The organism is Enterovibrio norvegicus FF-33 (assembly GCF_000286835.2).
Taxonomy (GTDB): Bacteria; Pseudomonadota; Gammaproteobacteria; order Enterobacterales; family Vibrionaceae; genus Enterovibrio; species Enterovibrio norvegicus_A.
Genome location: NZ_AJYD02000038.1, coordinates 1680453 through 1697289 on the forward strand (window position 1 = coordinate 1680453; position 16837 = coordinate 1697289).

16 protein-coding genes are annotated in these 16837 nt (G+C 45.3%); 9 read left to right on the forward strand and 7 right to left on the reverse strand.

Features of this window, described 5'->3' with window-relative positions:
• From A1OO_RS15765 to A1OO_RS15775, 3 genes are all read right to left on the reverse strand, one after another.
• Positions 1 to 1152, reverse strand: a 1152-nt coding sequence (locus tag A1OO_RS15765; protein WP_017003607.1) for a S1 family peptidase, incomplete at its 3' end; no start/stop codon positions are given.
• Between the two features lie 66 nt (positions 1153 to 1218).
• Positions 1219 to 1833 (reverse strand): hypothetical protein, encoded by a 615-nt coding sequence (locus tag A1OO_RS15770; protein ID WP_017003608.1) that lies wholly within the window; start codon positions 1831 to 1833, stop codon positions 1219 to 1221.
• Between the two features lie 111 nt (positions 1834 to 1944).
• Positions 1945 to 2637 carry an opacity family porin gene (locus A1OO_RS15775; protein WP_017003609.1) on the reverse strand — a complete coding sequence of 231 codons (693 nt, stop codon included), beginning with the start codon at positions 2635 to 2637 and terminating at the stop codon, positions 1945 to 1947.
• A gap of 506 nt (positions 2638 to 3143) precedes the next feature.
• On the opposite strand from A1OO_RS15775, the gene A1OO_RS15780 reads away from it, so the two are divergent.
• From A1OO_RS15780 to pyrC, 3 genes are all read left to right on the forward strand, one after another.
• Positions 3144 to 4175, forward strand: a complete 1032-nt coding sequence (locus A1OO_RS15780; RefSeq protein ID WP_017003610.1) for a winged helix-turn-helix domain-containing protein — start codon at positions 3144 to 3146, stop codon at positions 4173 to 4175.
• A gap of 2 nt (positions 4176 to 4177) precedes the next feature.
• Positions 4178 to 4633: a hypothetical protein gene (locus A1OO_RS15785; RefSeq protein WP_241819145.1), complete on the forward strand. Its 456-nt coding sequence runs from the start codon at positions 4178 to 4180 to the stop codon at positions 4631 to 4633.
• 305 nt (positions 4634 to 4938) lie between these two features.
• The gene (gene pyrC, locus A1OO_RS15790; protein WP_017003612.1) at positions 4939 to 5964 is read left to right on the forward strand and encodes a dihydroorotase; all 1026 of its coding nucleotides are present in this window, start codon (positions 4939 to 4941) and stop codon (positions 5962 to 5964) included.
• 110 nt (positions 5965 to 6074) lie between these two features.
• On the opposite strand, the gene A1OO_RS15795 is transcribed toward pyrC, so the two are convergent.
• The 4 genes from A1OO_RS15795 to A1OO_RS15810 all read right to left on the reverse strand — a co-directional run bounded on the left by A1OO_RS15795 (position 6075) and on the right by A1OO_RS15810 (position 10007).
• A complete protein-coding gene (locus A1OO_RS15795) occupies positions 6075 to 6662 on the reverse strand; it encodes a carbohydrate binding domain-containing protein (protein ID WP_017003613.1) in 588 nt (195 codons plus the stop codon).
• A 281-nt stretch (positions 6663 to 6943) separates the two neighbouring features.
• The gene (locus A1OO_RS15800; protein WP_017003614.1) at positions 6944 to 8086 is read right to left on the reverse strand and encodes a Shedu anti-phage system protein SduA domain-containing protein; all 1143 of its coding nucleotides are present in this window, start codon (positions 8084 to 8086) and stop codon (positions 6944 to 6946) included.
• Between the two features lie 151 nt (positions 8087 to 8237).
• Complete coding sequence (locus tag A1OO_RS15805; RefSeq protein ID WP_017003615.1) at positions 8238 to 9053, reverse strand: hypothetical protein; 816 nt, start codon at positions 9051 to 9053, stop codon at positions 8238 to 8240.
• 336 nt (positions 9054 to 9389) lie between these two features.
• A complete protein-coding gene (locus A1OO_RS15810) occupies positions 9390 to 10007 on the reverse strand; it encodes a histidine phosphatase family protein (RefSeq protein WP_017003616.1) in 618 nt (205 codons plus the stop codon).
• A 412-nt stretch (positions 10008 to 10419) separates the two neighbouring features.
• On the opposite strand from A1OO_RS15810, the gene A1OO_RS15815 reads away from it, so the two are divergent.
• The 6 genes from A1OO_RS15815 to A1OO_RS15840 all read left to right on the forward strand — a co-directional run bounded on the left by A1OO_RS15815 (position 10420) and on the right by A1OO_RS15840 (position 16377).
• On the forward strand, positions 10420 to 11214 hold the full coding sequence (locus tag A1OO_RS15815) for a DeoR/GlpR family DNA-binding transcription regulator (RefSeq protein WP_016961452.1): 795 nt from the start codon (positions 10420 to 10422) through the stop codon (positions 11212 to 11214).
• Complete coding sequence (locus A1OO_RS15820; protein WP_016961454.1) at positions 11214 to 12230, forward strand: ABC transporter ATP-binding protein; 1017 nt, start codon at positions 11214 to 11216, stop codon at positions 12228 to 12230. The genes A1OO_RS15815 and A1OO_RS15820 overlap by 1 nt, the downstream gene beginning before the upstream one ends.
• A gap of 105 nt (positions 12231 to 12335) precedes the next feature.
• Positions 12336 to 13601, forward strand: a complete 1266-nt coding sequence (locus A1OO_RS15825; protein WP_016961456.1) for an ABC transporter substrate-binding protein — start codon at positions 12336 to 12338, stop codon at positions 13599 to 13601.
• 216 nt (positions 13602 to 13817) lie between these two features.
• Complete coding sequence (locus A1OO_RS15830) at positions 13818 to 14711, forward strand: carbohydrate ABC transporter permease (RefSeq protein ID WP_016961457.1); 894 nt, start codon at positions 13818 to 13820, stop codon at positions 14709 to 14711.
• Positions 14708 to 15553 (forward strand): carbohydrate ABC transporter permease, encoded by an 846-nt coding sequence (locus A1OO_RS15835; protein WP_017006222.1) that lies wholly within the window; start codon positions 14708 to 14710, stop codon positions 15551 to 15553. The genes A1OO_RS15830 and A1OO_RS15835 overlap by 4 nt, the downstream gene beginning before the upstream one ends.
• Before the next feature lie 26 nt (positions 15554 to 15579).
• Complete coding sequence (locus A1OO_RS15840) at positions 15580 to 16377, forward strand: phosphodiesterase (RefSeq protein ID WP_017003617.1); 798 nt, start codon at positions 15580 to 15582, stop codon at positions 16375 to 16377.
• Positions 16378 to 16837: the final 460 nt, after the last annotated feature.

Genomic DNA, 16837 nt, shown 5'->3' on the forward strand with positions numbered 1-16837 from the left:
AGAAAGCCAACCAATCGATCCACCAGATCCAGCCTTTTCATTCGTTTTTGGCGGTACAATCGTTTTTGTATCCGTCCCATTATCGGTGTCTGGTGTTGTTGTGTTGCCGGTTCCAGGATCATCAGCCCTTGTGATGACTTTGGCTTCATTGCAAATGCCATCCATGCACGCTTCTATCCACGCGGTATAGTTTGAAACTTGCGTGTAAACTGTTGAGGTATTCCCGCAGCGGTAAATAGACCCAAAGTAGCTTCCTCCCCAACTGGTCACTCCTACTAGGTACTGCTCCAGAGAGTGAGTATCTTTCCACACCATTGGGCCACCTGAGTCACCCTGACACGCGCCAATCTGATCGATGGGATGAACACTCGCGACCGATTCAGCACCTGCACAAATAAATGCATTGTCGTCATCTAACATGGAAGGCAATAGCGCATCATGTTGATTTGAAAATGTGTTGAACTCTTGTCGACACGCTTCATCCGTCATTGCGTAGGTGTTTACCGATTGCAGCTTACGTGGCATATCGAATTGGCTGTGACGGGGATTGATAAAACCATAGCCGCTAATAAGTTGAGATTTCTCAGGCGCATAGCGATTCTGCCATGCAGCGTTGTCATAGGCCGCTTGCACAGAGGGCGACGCGATCTTAATGGCTTTGGCCGGAGACGCTACCGACGAATCTAATTCGATCAATGCAATGTCTGCATTCATTGAGTGACTTTCATGGTCCCAGCCTGCATGGATATACACTTTTCGGGCAGAAACAGCTCTCGCCTTAAATTCTGGCGCTTGTGTGTCGGCTTCACCTGTTGAGACAAATACGTCCGCTGCATCTTGAGGCAGCATCGTAATGACGATCCCGCTTATGTCGTAATCAATATCAAAACAATGTGCCGCGGTTAGAATCCATTTGGCTTCACCCGTTTTATTGTCTTCAATCACGGTGCCGCCACAGCGTCCCACTTTGTCAAACAAATGGGATTCAACATAGGCTTGCCAAGGCGCCTCCGAAATATCCGTGTCTGAGCCGTTCAAAATATACGGAGAGAAAGGCGAGTTCTTCAAAGCCGCCTCTGAAGCAGAAACAGTGGTGCTCACCGAGCATACAGCCGCGATCGCTAAAGAAAGAAACCCAAAGACATTTTTCATATATTTTCCAAAGTAGAGTAAAAGAGGACAAGAGTTCCGGTGCTACTAGCAACGCTAGGGCGAAAGCTAGTGTGCATTGTTCGCGATGACATTGACTTTCTCTATGAAGCGATGGCTGCAATCTTCCACTGTCGTGATCCAGACTCGTCCTAGAAACTCAGTGAAAGAAACCGCAAAAAGACTATCGAAAGGCATCAATAAATGGGAAGTCGTTTCACCACTCGACATTTCACCGGAAAATGAGCAGGTTTCTCTTTGTGTCAGGAGCAGTTGGTTATTGCCATCAAAGAGCTCGTAGACGATTTCTGCTTTCGCATGGCTCTCGCCAAACACCGTACTCGGGATAGACAATTCTTTGTGTTCAATGTGGTAGGCAATGGCATAGTGTGGAAAATCAGATCTGCCAACGGTAAGGGCGTTGCCATCAGCAACGGAATATTTACTGTTCAACAACTCAGTTCTAGTCACGTTGGCGACGGCCTGATAGAAATTGATTTCGTAGCCTTGAAGCGCTGACTGTTCGATTTCTTCTTTTGTGCTCTTGGTCGGGTCAACAAGTACTTCAACGTTTGCGATGCAGTGCTGTCCGCATGTGCTGCTTTTGTTGGTTTCCGGTAGGTTAACGCCGATAGTGCATGCCGAAAGGGATAAAAGAGAGAGTGCTAATAATAGTGTTCGCATAAGTTTCACATTTTTATTTTCATTAAGATCCGCACTTCATCCCTATGTGCGAACCTTTTACGTTAATGGCTCTAGTTTTCAATAAATACCATCGCAATTGATGACTATTCTCTAGAAGGTATAATTAACACCAGCAAAGAAACCAAACTGGTTTTCGTTCTTGTATTCTAGATTTGCGCCGCTATTTTCGAATTTGGTAGAGTTGCCATTAAGGCGCATATAGTTAACACCAGATTCAAACGCCCAGTTTTCATTAAGCGCGTAGCCAATACTGGCATTCAAACCCACAGCCAAACCGCTAGATTTAATGTTTGTTTTATCGGCAAAGGCAAACATCGATTTTGACTCCATCTCAACTTCTGAGGAATAACGACCAAGACTACCACCAACAACCCAATACATTCTGTCATTGATCGGCAGCATGTAGTCCAACCCTAAACCACCAATACTTTCCTGACGTTTAATATCAACCGCACCTAATTGAACTTGATTAGAGGATAACACTCTTGATTGCGCAGAATCTTCACTGGTCACACGCCAAAAAGCATATGCTCGAAAATTATCATTGAACTTGTAACCGAGCTTTAGATCATTATAAATTGAGTCATCAATTGCCCCACCCAATCCGCCAAGCGTAGAGTCCATCTGACTATTACCTAAATCCGATATCAGTTCTGAATCTGTATTAAGGAAACCAATGTCAAAACCAAGGTACAATGCATCATTGTTAAATGGTGTCGCAGAAAATGAAGAGGTGGAAGTAAAAGCCAAGGCGATTGCTGCGAAGTGAACATTTTTTCTCATTACGAATACTACTCTATTGTGTTTGCATTTAGTTTGAGCCCCGTATAACACAGAAGGCTCTATTATCATTTGTAAGCCTGTATAAGCCACCGCATTGAATTTTCGCACCACGTACAGTGCATGCTGCAATGAGCCAGTTTGATACAGGTCATGAATTCGGCGGCCATTCTCTAAAAAATGGGACGAGCGGTCTAAATGCAAATCAAATGGTTTTCAAATCACTTTAACATGCACCTGATTTTCTCATGGTTATTTTTATAGTAAGTGCATGTTTTAATTGATCTTATATTTTACCCCATTCCAGGTCCAAACATTAGCCTTTCATGATATTCAAATACACAAGGCAATATTCATTCAATATCGTTCATTAGGTAATGCCAAATGGGTCAACAATTATCGGTGTTAAGCCAGATGTTTCTGGCCTATGTCCTTGAGACACTTCGCACAGTGGACATTTCCAACTTGCTTTGCTTTAATTAGTTATGATTTTATTTTGGAAAAAATAAATGCACGAAAGTTCTCAACTTTATAGTTTCTCTGATGCTGTCTATGATACTGGGAAAAGAACACTCTCCTTTTCGACGGGACACTCGGAATCACTAAGCCCAATTGCGGGAAAAGTTTTTGTCTACCTTTTAGACAATGTAGACATTAGTGTCAGCAAGGAGGAATTATTTTCAGCTTGCTGGGGCAATGCGGTGGTTTCAGATCAGTCATTAACCAATGTCATTTCCACATTAAGAAAATCACTCAAGAAAAGTAATAACAGTGACATTAAGATAAAAACAATAAGCAAAGTTGGATATATCATTAGTTTTGATGGAAACTTAACCATTGGAAATGTAAACAACGAATCAGCAATAGAAAACAATGCACCAATAATACGGAGAGAGAAATCAAAATCACCTAGTGTGGAACAGGAGACTTCGGAGAGCAATCAATCAAATAAACAAGAAAAATATAGTGAAAATAAGGTAAATAACAATAAATATGTATTTATAAAAACTCAGCACCCATTAAATGAACCGTTAGAAAATTTTAAAAATATAACATCCGATATTGAGAAAGATAGCCTGCGTGAAAACGATTCTGAAAAAAACGCATCGACACGTCGACTATCATCGCCTCTAATGATCGGTTCATGTTTATTAATTCTTATGATGGTAACCATGGCGATTTTTTCTCTCAAGACGAGTGATAAAAAGCCCTACTTCGTCAATAAGTCAGAATACGCATACAGCAATACAGTCGGTAGTATTCACGTATTTTCGAACAAAGAATCAGAAGTCGAAGAAGGAAGCTCATTGCTTAACGGCATTAAAAGTAGCCTGCCCCACACGTGCGAGCTAGACGTTTTTCTCAGGCTTTATCCTTCCATTGATCATCCAAGTCAAAATGCATTGTATGTTTTCATATTGACCCCAAAACACACGGCACTTAACTATGCTGTATCAAAATATCAGAGTGAATCATCATGGATAGCGTTAAAAGCGTTTTTCTCAGAAGCAAATTTACTGTGTCGACCGTCGCTGTCTTGATAATGCTATTAGCCTATATGGCTTATCACAAGATCAAAGAACATCGCAGCGTGAACCTAGTGTCGACCAGTTGGCATTGTGAAACCATCAAAACAGGTTTCGCCTCTCAAGCGTATTCCGAATATCGTTCTGTGCTTGAAAAGATGACGCTCACCTTCACATCTCGTCATCACTTCTCCATCAGAGAGTTTGTTCAGGTCACAGACATCAAAGGGCAAATCGACAAGTTAGAGAATTTCTATTTTGGCTCATATGATCTCGAAGGCGATGAACTTGCAATGAAGTTCGAAACCGTAAAGCAAAATGTCACACACCATGATCCCGTGCTAAACAGTGATTACAAAGAATACGAAGGGATAACGATCAGGTACGCACTCAGCGTAACTGCTCGTAACCTCTTCTTCTATGCCAAGAATCGTTCGGAGATTTTCAACCTCGTCTGCTTTTCACCATCTTAGCATCGTCAACTTGATTAGGGGGTATTGCCCCCCTAATCAAGTTGGCGCATCGAGAAAACATACCACGCAACCCAATCAACAAAGCTAAACGAGCAAGCCTCATATTCACGTTCATTGTTCGTCGAATTTCTTATGGTGACTGAATCGAACTCAGCCACTAATCAGACACTTTAGGCAGAAAGAAGATGAAATACAGCGGCTTTTCTACTATCATCCTGCCGCCTGAGCGCAAGCGTTTGCTTTCTTTTCTCATTCCTTGCTGACAGGCGCCAATCCGAATTTTTTCTATGGAGGGACGCCTAAAAATGACCACACTAACAATCACACGCCCTGACGACTGGCACGTTCACCTACGCGATGGTGAAGTCCTGACCAATACCGTCCACGACATCAGCCGCTACAATGGTCGCGCGCTCATCATGCCGAACACGGTTCCTCCTGTTACCAATACTGAAATGGCCCTTGCCTACCGTGATCGCATCATGGCAGAAAAGCCATCTGCACAGTTTGAGCCCCTGATGGCGCTTTACCTGACAGACAACACCACGCGTGAAGAAATTCAAAAAGCGAAACAAGCGGGCGTTGTGGCTGCAAAACTCTACCCTGCTGGCGCCACCACCAACTCAGATTCTGGTGTGACATCTGCGCGCAATATCTATCCGGTATTGGAAGCGATGCAGGAAGTGGGCATGCTTTTGCTTATCCACGGTGAAGTCACCACCCATGATGTGGATATCTTCGACCGCGAAAAAGCATTCCTCGACACGGTTCTGGCACCGATTGTTAACGATTTTCCAGAACTGAAAATTGTCCTTGAGCACATCACAACCGCAGACGCAGCGACCTTTGTGAAAAACGCCAACGACAACGTAGCGGCAACCATTACTGCGCACCACTTGATGTACAACCGCAACCACATGTTAGTTGGCGGCATTAAGCCACACTTCTACTGCCTGCCAATTTTGAAGCGCAACACGCACCAAAAAGCCTTGGTAGAAGCCGCAACCAGTGGCAGCAAGAAATTCTTCTTAGGCACAGACTCAGCTCCTCACGCCAAAGGCGCGAAAGAAGCCGCATGTGGTTGTGCCGGTTCATACACCGCCCATGCTGCGCTTGAGCTTTATGCAGAAGTGTTCGAGCAGGAAGGTAAATTGGATAACTTAGAAGCCTTCGCAAGTTTCAATGGCCCAGATTTCTACGGCCTACCGCGTAACAGCGATACCGTGACTCTCACAAAAGAAGAGTGGGCAGTGCCAGAAACCATGCCATTTGGTTCAGACATTGTTGTTCCAATCCGTGGTGGCGAAAGCATCAGCTGGAAAGTGAAGTAAACGCGAATAGCGAATAGCGAATAGCGCAAACTTTAAAGGCCTAACCACAATGTGGTTAGGCCTTTTTAATCACCGAACGACCCACTGTATCAGCGTCGTCAAAAGCGAAATTACAACACGCGTAGACTTTTCACGCGCAAGGTGCTCGTTTCGCCGGTTTTAAAATTCAGCTTTGGCGAAAGGTAGATATCTTTCACGTTGGAGAGATTCAGCGCGATTTTTTGTGTGCTTTCAGGCGCCCAGCTTGGTTGTGCAAAATCGCTGGTATCTAGTTTGATGGTTGTCCACTGATCAGACGCTGGGATCACGGTTTGGTAATGCGCGTATGAACCATCGCCGCTTGAACCAAAATCAGACTGGTTGAACTTAACCGAAACGTCCGCGCCAGAACGGTAAGTGATCTCGACAAAAGACACGCCCGTTAGCGCTGTATCCGTCGCGCAAACCAGCTCTACAAATGGCCAGTTCTTACCTTCTTGTTTTTTGAACAAGGTGAACTCGACCTGAATTTCGTCATTTTGAACCAATGGATCTGACGCTTTAAAGCTCGAACCAAAGCTATCGGTTGCCGCCTTCCAATTCGCCGTGTGAAGTAAGTTAACGCCTTTAATGTCGTCTGCCGCCTGAGCGATAGGCATCGCTAAAGTGCTGCAAATAAGCGCACCAAATAGAAAGAGTTTAGAAGAAGTGAGTGTCATGTTAGTCAGAAACCTTATGTGAATAATGGTTTCTTTAGTATGGGTTTACCAAAATAACCTGTCTGTAAACAATAAGTTAATCTACGAGTCAGGTCATTGGTCAGCGTTTTGGGCAGGTGGATTTGCGAGTGGCAGTGACTTTTGTTTGATGGTTTAGGAAAGTACCAAAGCAACTGCACAGGTAGCGGATTTCAAAGCCAGACTGATAGAGACGGACATTTTAGTTCGATTACTAGAAGATGACTAAAGTGTCTGTCCGCTTTATTTTAGTTAGCAGCGCGCTACTTGTTTGCGTTATGCTCATTTAAAACTATAAATGACGCTCTCTCAAGTAACTCGTCGTAAGTTATGATTTCTACATTTCGAGAATCTCTACGGAAAAGCTCGAGAGTTTTGCGTTTCATTTTTTTAATACCTGGGGGTTCAACAGCTTTATCAACTTGCTCCCAGCTACCAACGATTAGAACTGTTTTCGAGTCGTAAGCATTCTGATTAATTTCACGATAATCATCTGCATATAAATCTCGCGTTGTTTCAATTTTTAACGTACCGCTAGCTTTCTGCTCTAAAATTTGTGAGTAAGCCTCCATCAACTCTTTCGATAGCTTCCAACTCTGCGCTCTATTCTGGGCTGTCCCAAACAGTGGGGTTGTCGGCAATTTTAGTTCAACAAATGTCGTGAACTTATTGTCACCCATTAAGAAGTCAGCAATAACGCCCTCACTACCACCGGCATTAGTATCTGACGCATGAAATTCCTTTTGTAAGATACCTTGGAATCGGTAGTCCAAGCCATAACCAAATATCCATTGGTTTACTGCAAAGAAATGCTGCCATGCAGTTTCGTCTTTTGTATTGAACTTTCCAATATCAAATTTGTACTGTGGTAGATAGTTTGAATACAACAATTTTTTGAATATTTCGATCTGGGATTTACGGTAACCTGTATTAACTAAGTCCTGAGTCGTAATCATTCCTTGAGACAATAAATCTCTCACGACTTCACCACCATCAGAGCCTGATAGTAACGTGGTTACTCTCTGTTTAGTCTCAGCGTCGAGTACATCCATTGAGTCATCAGATAATTTAATGCGTCGCTCTGCAATCCCTTTAAGATCTAGTTCTTGAATAAAGTGCAAGAACGTTTTTAGCTGCTGCATATTGAACTTGGAAAATTCAATAACTTGCTTTTCCTGCCCGCTAACTAACTTGCATAGCTTAATTCCCTCGATGTTATCTTTTTCTTTCAGGTAAATAACTTTCATCATTGTTCGTGGAGCAAGCTGAATATGAAATTCATTTTCGTCAGAGAAAATGACTTGGAAAAACCTGCCTTTTTCAAAGGTGTGATTATAGAGAGTCTCTAGCTTTGAATTTCTAATCACTTCATCTTCTGTAGGCTTAAAATCTGAAATATCAAACACCGATAACCTCTTATCTATCGTTTACTTTTAGGCTGCTAACGCCGCCTTAAGGGGTGAAAAACCACACCTCAACTCAAATTAACCACCGAATACACAAATGTGGATTCAAACCTAACAAAACCGACGTTTTGAATCCCGCTTTAAGGCCTTGTTAACACTCATTCAGTGCACTCAATGTTGATAGATGATTTGCTACGAAGTTACTTTGCTCATTTAATAACTTATTGTTAACAAACAAATAGTTGTAGTTAACCGCAGAGTGCCCACCTATGAAGAGTATGAATCCCATATTTTCATACTCCTTACAAAAATCAAATGCTAGAACTTTTCCTATACTTTGGACTGCTTGTCTCATAACAAATCTTCCTCCACTCAATTCCGAGATGGAAGCATTAACCAAAGCAATAAACTGCCCGTGAGAAAGGTTAAAATTGAAGGGAGCACCATCAGGTAGTTCGTTCAGCTTATTAGGTTCGTCCCCCATGCAGAAAATAAGCCCTGTATTAACACTCACAGGACATTCCGCTGAACGTTTAAATGAATATTTTTTCTGAGTTTTTTTGATTTTATTAATGATTTCTTTATCAAAATCAGTATCAGGTTTGTTAAAGATAACTCTACGAACGTTTTCATCCATACCGTTTGATAGAACAGGGGGTTTCATAGCCTCTGCTATTTCTTGCCCTATATCATAATCACGAAGTAAGCCACCTCCAGGCTCATTTACCTCAACTAGCATAAGAGAACCGGCTTCACTCTCCGAACCATCACTTATTGCAAAATCTGGTGTCTTACCAAAAGTAATACCTACTCGTGCATAAGCACTAGCCCTTACTGGTTTGTCTTGTTGTATTAAGAGGAAAAATGACGGATCAATTCCTAATATCTTAGAAGCTTTGGTCAGCGCAATTGATTCTATTTCAGACTCTCGTTGTTGTTTATATTGTTCTTTTTCTTCTTTTGTCATCGTATTCTCTCTGAGTGTTAACGCTTATTAGATCCAAACCGGCGCACTCAATCCCACCATCAAAACCAATAACAACGCGAACAGCCTTCATCTTTACATCAGACGATCTTTCATTTCTCGTCCAATCGACATGCCCATTATTTTGGCACCAAAGATACCACAAAACACAATAAACCATACTAATGATGAGTCACACATCTTGCTCAACTGACTGATTTTTATCCAAATGTGCTTATTGAGTCGCAACAGTTTTCTGATGAGAGCTTTTGGCGTTTGCTTGATGTAAACGAGATGAAAGAAAGGAAATCAAAAAGTGCGCTCTAGGCGCACTCTTTGTTAGTTTTTCGGGGTGTTTAACACTTGCGGGGGAATAGCGTCGCCTTGTTTAACCAGCAACTTGAGTTCGCCGGTTTCATGGTGGGGCAAGGTACGGTGCTTATTTGGCGGTAGGTCATTAAACGCGGTGGCGAGTATTTGCAACGTGTCGCCGTGTGCCACCAGCAATATGACTTCGCCGTGGTATTTGGCATCGAATTCCAATATGGCATTCAATGCGCGGGCCCTGACTTGCGCCGTGCTTTCAACGCCGCTTTCATTGTTGTCCACCGAGAGCGCATCTTTCGCCCAAACTTGTTCATACGCGGCGGAGGTCTTCCCTTCCCATTCCCCAAAATAACGTTCACGCAAACGAATGTCTTCGGTGGGCGCGGGCAAGTTCAGCGTGTTGGCAACAATGGCGGCGGTTTCTCTCGTTCGCGTGAAATCTGAGGTAAATATTTGGGTGATCGCTGCGCCGCTGTATTGCTCTGCGGCGGTTTTGGCTTGTTGTTCACCCAATGGTGAAAGGCCATATTGCACGCAGCCTATGGCGGGGTCACTGACCACTATGTCAGCCACATTGGCTTGGCTTTGGCCATGTCGTATCACCAAATAGGTATTGTTAAACACTGTCATCGCACTTCCTTTTTTATTCTTTCAATTCGGGGCAATTCTGCTTTCTGTCTGTGTTCTGGTGTTCTGAAAAGCACTATTGAGAAAATCGCCGCGCTGCATGGCTAAAGGCTAATGCAGCTGCCCTGACTTTGCTATACCCATCCGCTGATGAGTGGTAGACACGCAAAACCTTCATCTGGCTGAAACCTGATTTTCACATTCGCTTGCTAACAATACGCATCACAAAACACCTAAATGACCAATTGCTCAAAATCACAGCCACATCTTGCAGTAGTGAGCACTTGACCATAAAAGTAATCATAAATGAGCATTTGATCAACAAATGAACAATATTTTCGTTCAAACGCTCAAAGATGTTGGCAAAATGTTAAATAACGGACTAGGTTGATTGGAAAATGGAGAAACAAGCAGTATGACTCTGGATTCCAAGCTCAAATCAAAAACAGAGATTCGCCGCGAGTTGATCATCGAGATGACGCAGGCGAAAGGCAACGTATCGGTAGAGATGCTCACCGAGTTTCTTGGCGTGTCTGCACAAACGGTACGACGTGACATTAACCAGCTCTGCGGTGAAAACCTGTTACGAAGACGACATGGTGGCGTCGAAAGTTTTGAACGCCAACTCAACGCACCCTATCAGCAAAGGGCGTTGACCAAATCGGAAGAAAAACGTGCCATTGCTCGTGCCGTGGCAGACATCATTCCTGATGGTGCAACCATTTTCATTTCTATTGGCTCTACCCCGGCCATTGTTGCCGAAGCACTCACGCAAAAATCCGAACTGACCGTGATGACCAATAACCTGAATGCCGCGATGACGCTGAGTAATGAGCCGTCTAATCGCATCATCATTCCCGGCGGTGAATTAAGAATGCCTGATCGCGACATACTGGGTGATGGGGTGTTGGATTTTTTCAATAGTTACCGCGCTGAATTCGGCATTTTTGGCGTAGCAGGCGTCACGGAAGACGGCGGCATGTTGGATTTTCATGCGTCAGAAGTGCGTGTTCGTGAGGCCATTCGTACCCATTGCAAAACATCCGTGTTGGTGATGGACAGCACGAAACTCACACGTACAGCACCTGCCGTTGGCGGCAGTATTTTCGATGTTGACCAGATCATCATGGATCGGCATCCCGGCGATGATTTCTCTGCGCTCAGTGAGCGTGTTGGAGATCGTCTGAAGTTAGTTGGAGGCGAGGTTTGATGAACGCAGAGTCCTTTGTGGTATTCGACAATATTGGCAAGCGCTGGAACGGTCAGCTTGGTGTCGAAAACATTTCTATACAAATCCCTGAAGGGTCGTTTGTGGCATTACTTGGGCCATCGGGTTGCGGTAAATCCACCACATTGCGTTTACTGGCGGGATTGGAAATTCCCGATGAAGGTGAAATTCATATTGATGGCCTTGACGTGACAGAAATGGCGCCGTCTGCGCGAAACCTGTCGATGGTGTTTCAGTCTTATGCGCTTTTCCCGCACCTCTCTGTGGCGGAAAACGTCATGTTCGGCATGAAGGTGCGAAAAGTCCCGAAGCAAGAACGATTAGAAAAGCTCAACAACGCGCTCGATATTACGGGGCTGCTGGGTTACGAAGACAGAAAGCCCGGTGAGCTATCCGGCGGTCAGCGCCAACGTGTGGCTTTGGCTCGCGCCATTGTTGCGCGTCAGCCGTTGTGTTTGATGGATGAACCCCTTTCAAACCTTGATGCCAAGCTGCGCCATTCGGTGCGAAAAGACATCAAGAAACTGCAACGCGACCTGGGCATGACGGTGGTGTATGTCACCCATGACCAAACCGAAGCCATGAGCATGGCCGACATCATCATATTGATGAAAGACGGTCACATCATGCAAACCGGTTCGCCGAGAGATCTCTATGGCCAACCTCAGAATACTTTTGCTGCTGAATTTATTGGTGCTCCGCCCATGGCGTTGATCAACGGCGGCACGATTTCAGGCAGCGACCATGCCGACAAAGTGGGTGTGAGAACTGAAAACGTCACGGTGGTGGAAGCCGGTAAAGGCCGACTGACCTGCACCGTGGCAGAAAGCGAATATCTTGGTGAAGAAACCCATGTGTTGTTAGAACACCCTGCCGCCAAAGGGCTTGTGGTGAAAATGCCAGGTTATACGTCGTTAGTTGAAGGAAGCATCGTCGATATTACATTTGAAGATTCGACACTGCATTACTTCGATGACAAGGGAAACCGAATGTCTTAGCAAAGCCTGCTGAGCAATTATTCTCTCGCCGCTTATCCATGGGGTTTGCAGGCAATCAGGGAATCGAACTTGAGATAAATGTTCAACTAAACCAATGGTGAAACTATGAAGTTCTCTACGTTATTCAGTTGTGCCTTTGCGGGTACATTTGCTTTAGCCACCACATCTGCGGCAGCCGTCACAGAGCTAAACATGTACTACCCCATTGCCGTGGGCGGCTCGTTGACCAAAGTGGTCGATAAATTGGTGGATGATTTTGAAACCCAAAATCCGGATATCAAGGTCAACGCCATTTACTCAGGCAACTACGACGACACCCGCGTTCGCGCCTTGTCTGCACTCAATTCTGGCGAACCGGCGCAGCTTGCGGTGATGTTCTCTATTGATGTGTATGACTTGATTGATCAAGAACTCATTTCGCCATTTGATGAAGTGATGAACAGCGAAACCGACAAAGCATGGCTGGAAGATTTCTATCCTGCCTTGATGGAAAACGGTCAAGCTGAAGGTCAAACGTGGGGCATTCCGTTCCAGCGTTCAACCATTGTGGCTTACTACAACAAAGACATGTTTAGAGCCGCAGGTCTTGACCCAGAGAAGCCACCGACAACGTGGGCTGAACTGGTGGAAGTGGGCAAAAAGCTCACCAATGATGACACTTACGGCATCATGATCCCCTCTACCGGTTACCCCTACTGGATGTTCCAAGCATTGGCGATTCAGAACGGCAAAAAGCTGATGTCTGATGACGGCTTAACCACTTACTTTGATGATAAAGACGTGGTGGATACGTTGAAATTCTGGCAATCCCTGTCTCAAGAGCACGGCGTCATGCCATCTGGTACGGTTGAATGGGGCACGCTACGTCAGGCATTCCTTGAAGGCAAAACAGCCATGATGTGGCATTCAACGGGTAACCTCACCGCAGTGAAAAATGCCGCTAAATTTGATTTCGGTGTGGCGATGCTACCAGGCAATGTCCGCCTTGGTTCACCAACGGGTGGCGGTAACTTCTACCTTTTCAAAGACACCACTGACGAAGAAAAAGCCGCGTCACTCAAACTCATCAAGTTTATGACTGCACCAGAGCAAGCGGCGCAATGGTCAATCGCAACGGGTTATATGGGCGTATCCAAAGGCGCATATAAAACGGAAGCATTGAAAAATTACGTCGTGGAATTCCCACCTGCGCTGGTTGCGAGTAACCAACTTGAACATGCTGTGGCCGAGTTCTCGACCTATGAAACTGCACGTGTTCGTGAGGGGTTGAACAACGCGATTCAGTCTGCATTAACGGGTAACAAAACACCGGAAGAGGCACTGGGTGAAGCGCAGCAATCTGCAAAACGCCTGCTTCGAAACTATCAATAGGCTTTAAGTGCTATCTATAGGCTCTAAGTACTATCAATAGGCTGCAAGTAAAGGCCAGTCGTTAGAAGTCAGTCAGTACAAATAGGTACAGCCAGTAAGTAAAACGTCAGTTGGCGAACACCTATTCGTCAACCAGTAAGAAAGATATCAATAATCTAACCTGCATACGCCCCACCGCTGTCGTGGCGGGGTTTATGTCTCATACCGAGCAGTATTATGAATCATTACGCGGAAATGGAACGTCGCAGACAACACCTCTACGGGTGGTTTCTCCTCACGCCTGCGGCCATTCTATTGACACTGTTTGCGTTTTATCCGTCGATGGCGACCTTTTGGGAAAGCTTATTTTCCAAAGGGACACGACGCAGACCGTCCGAATTTGTTGCCATGGAGAACTATACGGATCTGTTTAACGATCCCACGTTCTGGATTGTGGTAAAGAACAACCTCTTTTATGCCGCCATGACGATTCCGATCTCGATTGCTATCGCGTTGGCGATGGCGCTATGGGCAAACTCGAAAATATCGGGTAAAGGCTTTGTGCGAACGGCATATTTCACCCCGACCGTGCTGCCGATGATCGCTGCTGCGAATCTCTGGCTGTTTTTCTACACACCTGACCTTGGGGTGTTAGATCAAATCGGGGCATTCTTTGGTTTTGAATCCGTCAACTGGCTAGGTCGACCTGAAACCGCGCTGTGGGCGGTGATCATCGTGACTATCTGGAAAGAAGCGGGCTTCTTCATGATTTTCTATCTTGCCGCGTTGCAGACCATTCCGGCGGACTATAAAGAAGCCGCCGACATTGAAGGCACAGGCCGATGGACTTACACGCGCCGCATTGTGTTACCCCTTTTGATGCCAACCACGTTGTTCATCACGGTGAATGCGATGATCAACTCAGTCAAACTGATTGACCATCTGTTTATTCTGACCAAAGGCGGTCCCTCTGATTCGTCCAAACTGATCCTTTATTACATCTGGGAAATGGCGTTCGCCTTCTTCGATGCGCCACATGCCGCCGCCATGACGGTATTGGTGTTGCTAGTGCTGGGCATTGCTGCCGCTGTACAGTTCTTGTACCTCGATAAAAGGACGCATTACCAATGAGTTCCGTATCCTCAATGAAAAGCGTATCTCCAATGAAAATCGTCGAAAAATACCTCGATTCCTTTGGTGCATTGCTGCTTGCTGTTATCTGGATTTCACCGTTGCTATTTGCATTTTGGGCTGCGTTTCACACCACCTCTGACGCGGTGAACTTCAATCTATTGTCCGCATGGACATTGGATAACTTCAGGGTGGCTTGGGATGGCGCACCGTGGATTAAATACTTCATCAATACCTTCTTTCTGGTCACCATCGTACTGATCGGCCAGTTTGTGATCACCACGTTGGCAGGTTTTGCTTTCGCGCAGGTCAAATTCCCGGGTAAAGATTTCGTATTTATTCTGGTGCTGCTTCAGCTGTTTATTTTGCCTGAAGTGCTGATCGTCGAAAACTACGCGGTCACATCAAAACTGGGGTTGTTCGATACCATTTTGGGTGTGGGTATGCCCTACATGGCGAGTGCTTTCGGGATATTCCTGATGCGCCAGTCGTTCAAATCCGTGCCCTATGAATTGCACGAAGCGGCGAGTGTTGAAGGGTGTTCACTGTTTGGCATCTTAATGAAGGTGTATGTGCCGTTAGCGAAGCCAACCTATTTGGCTTATGCATTGGTGTCGGTTTCAACGCATTGGAATAACTTCCTGTGGCCGTTAATCGTGACCAATTCCGACGATACACGCCCATTAACCGTAGGTTTGTCGATTTTCGGCGCACCAGAGAACGGGGTCGATATTTCGGTGATCTCCGCCGCGACCATGATGTCGGTTGCGCCACTGCTGATCGCGTTTTTGATTTTCCAACGTCAGTTCGTGCAAGCGTTCTTGCGTGCGGGCATTAAATAGTCGAATAGCTAAGTAGAGGCTTTATTGTGACTCGGATTATTCAAATCACAGATATTCACCTGACGGTGCCGCCACACAAGGTGTCCGGCCAGTTGAATACTTACGCACTGTTTGAACAGGCGATAGATAAGATTGAACAAGATCTCCCTTTGTTCGGTGACGTTGACGCCATTATCGCAACAGGAGACATCACGGATTACGGCGATGTGGAAAGCTATGAGCTGTTTAAGACACAGATTGAGCGCCTCAACTTGCCCTATTTGGTGATACCGGGAAATCATGACAGCCGCGAATCCATGAATGCGAGCTTTCCGCAATTGGCAGGGTTCGCCCCTCACGATGAAATCAATTGGGTGCAGGAATTTTCAGATTTCGATGTGATTGGGCTGGATACTGTCATTCCGCAACAAGGTGGTGGCGCGTTGTCGCCATCCACCTTGCAGTTTTTGGAACGTGCACTAGCGGCAAACCAAAACAAACCGGCGTTGATTGCCTTGCACCATCCGCCGTTTGCATCTGGCATTCGGTTTATGGACAGCATTGGTTTAAAAGGCGCTGACGCCATGACCGATTTGTTGAACCAGACCTCACAAGAAGTCCGTGTGATTTGCGGTCATTTGCATAACAGCATTGTGTGCAGCATGGGCAACGCGACCGTGCTGTCCTCCCCCGCTGTCGCCAGTAGTTTCATAACAGACCACCGACCGGACGCCCCAGTGGGTTTCACACAAAAACCCGGCGGTTACATGCTTCATGAATGGCAAAACGGCTTTCGCAGCAGCTACCTTTCTTTGTCGCCAAATGGAGAGCTTTATCCGTTTTAAGGCAGGAAAAGACAATTCGACAACATGAACATGAACCAAAAACGACGCTGTTCGCGTCGTTTCTTCTTCCTGTCAATTTTCGATAACCAAGAAGCAAAAAGCCTCTCAATTCACAAAAAATAATAGGACGTGTTCAGTGATGAGACTCTGTGTGCTCCCCGTGCCTGGGCTTGCCTTGTTGGCGCTAATCACGCCATCGCCATGCGATTCTTCCACCCACTTCACGCACAAGAAACTGGTACCTAACCATTCCAATCCACATTTGGCAGCATATAGCAGACTCGACTGATAGGCATCAACCAACCGTCGCGAATATTTCAGACTTTAGCGGCTTCCTCAAAATAAGATTGCCTTAATATGAACAAAGTTAAAAACAATCGACTCGCCCGCAATTCTATTAACATTACCATCAGGTGTTACCTTACTGTTAATCATGTCAAAAAATGAAACGTAAGCTTAT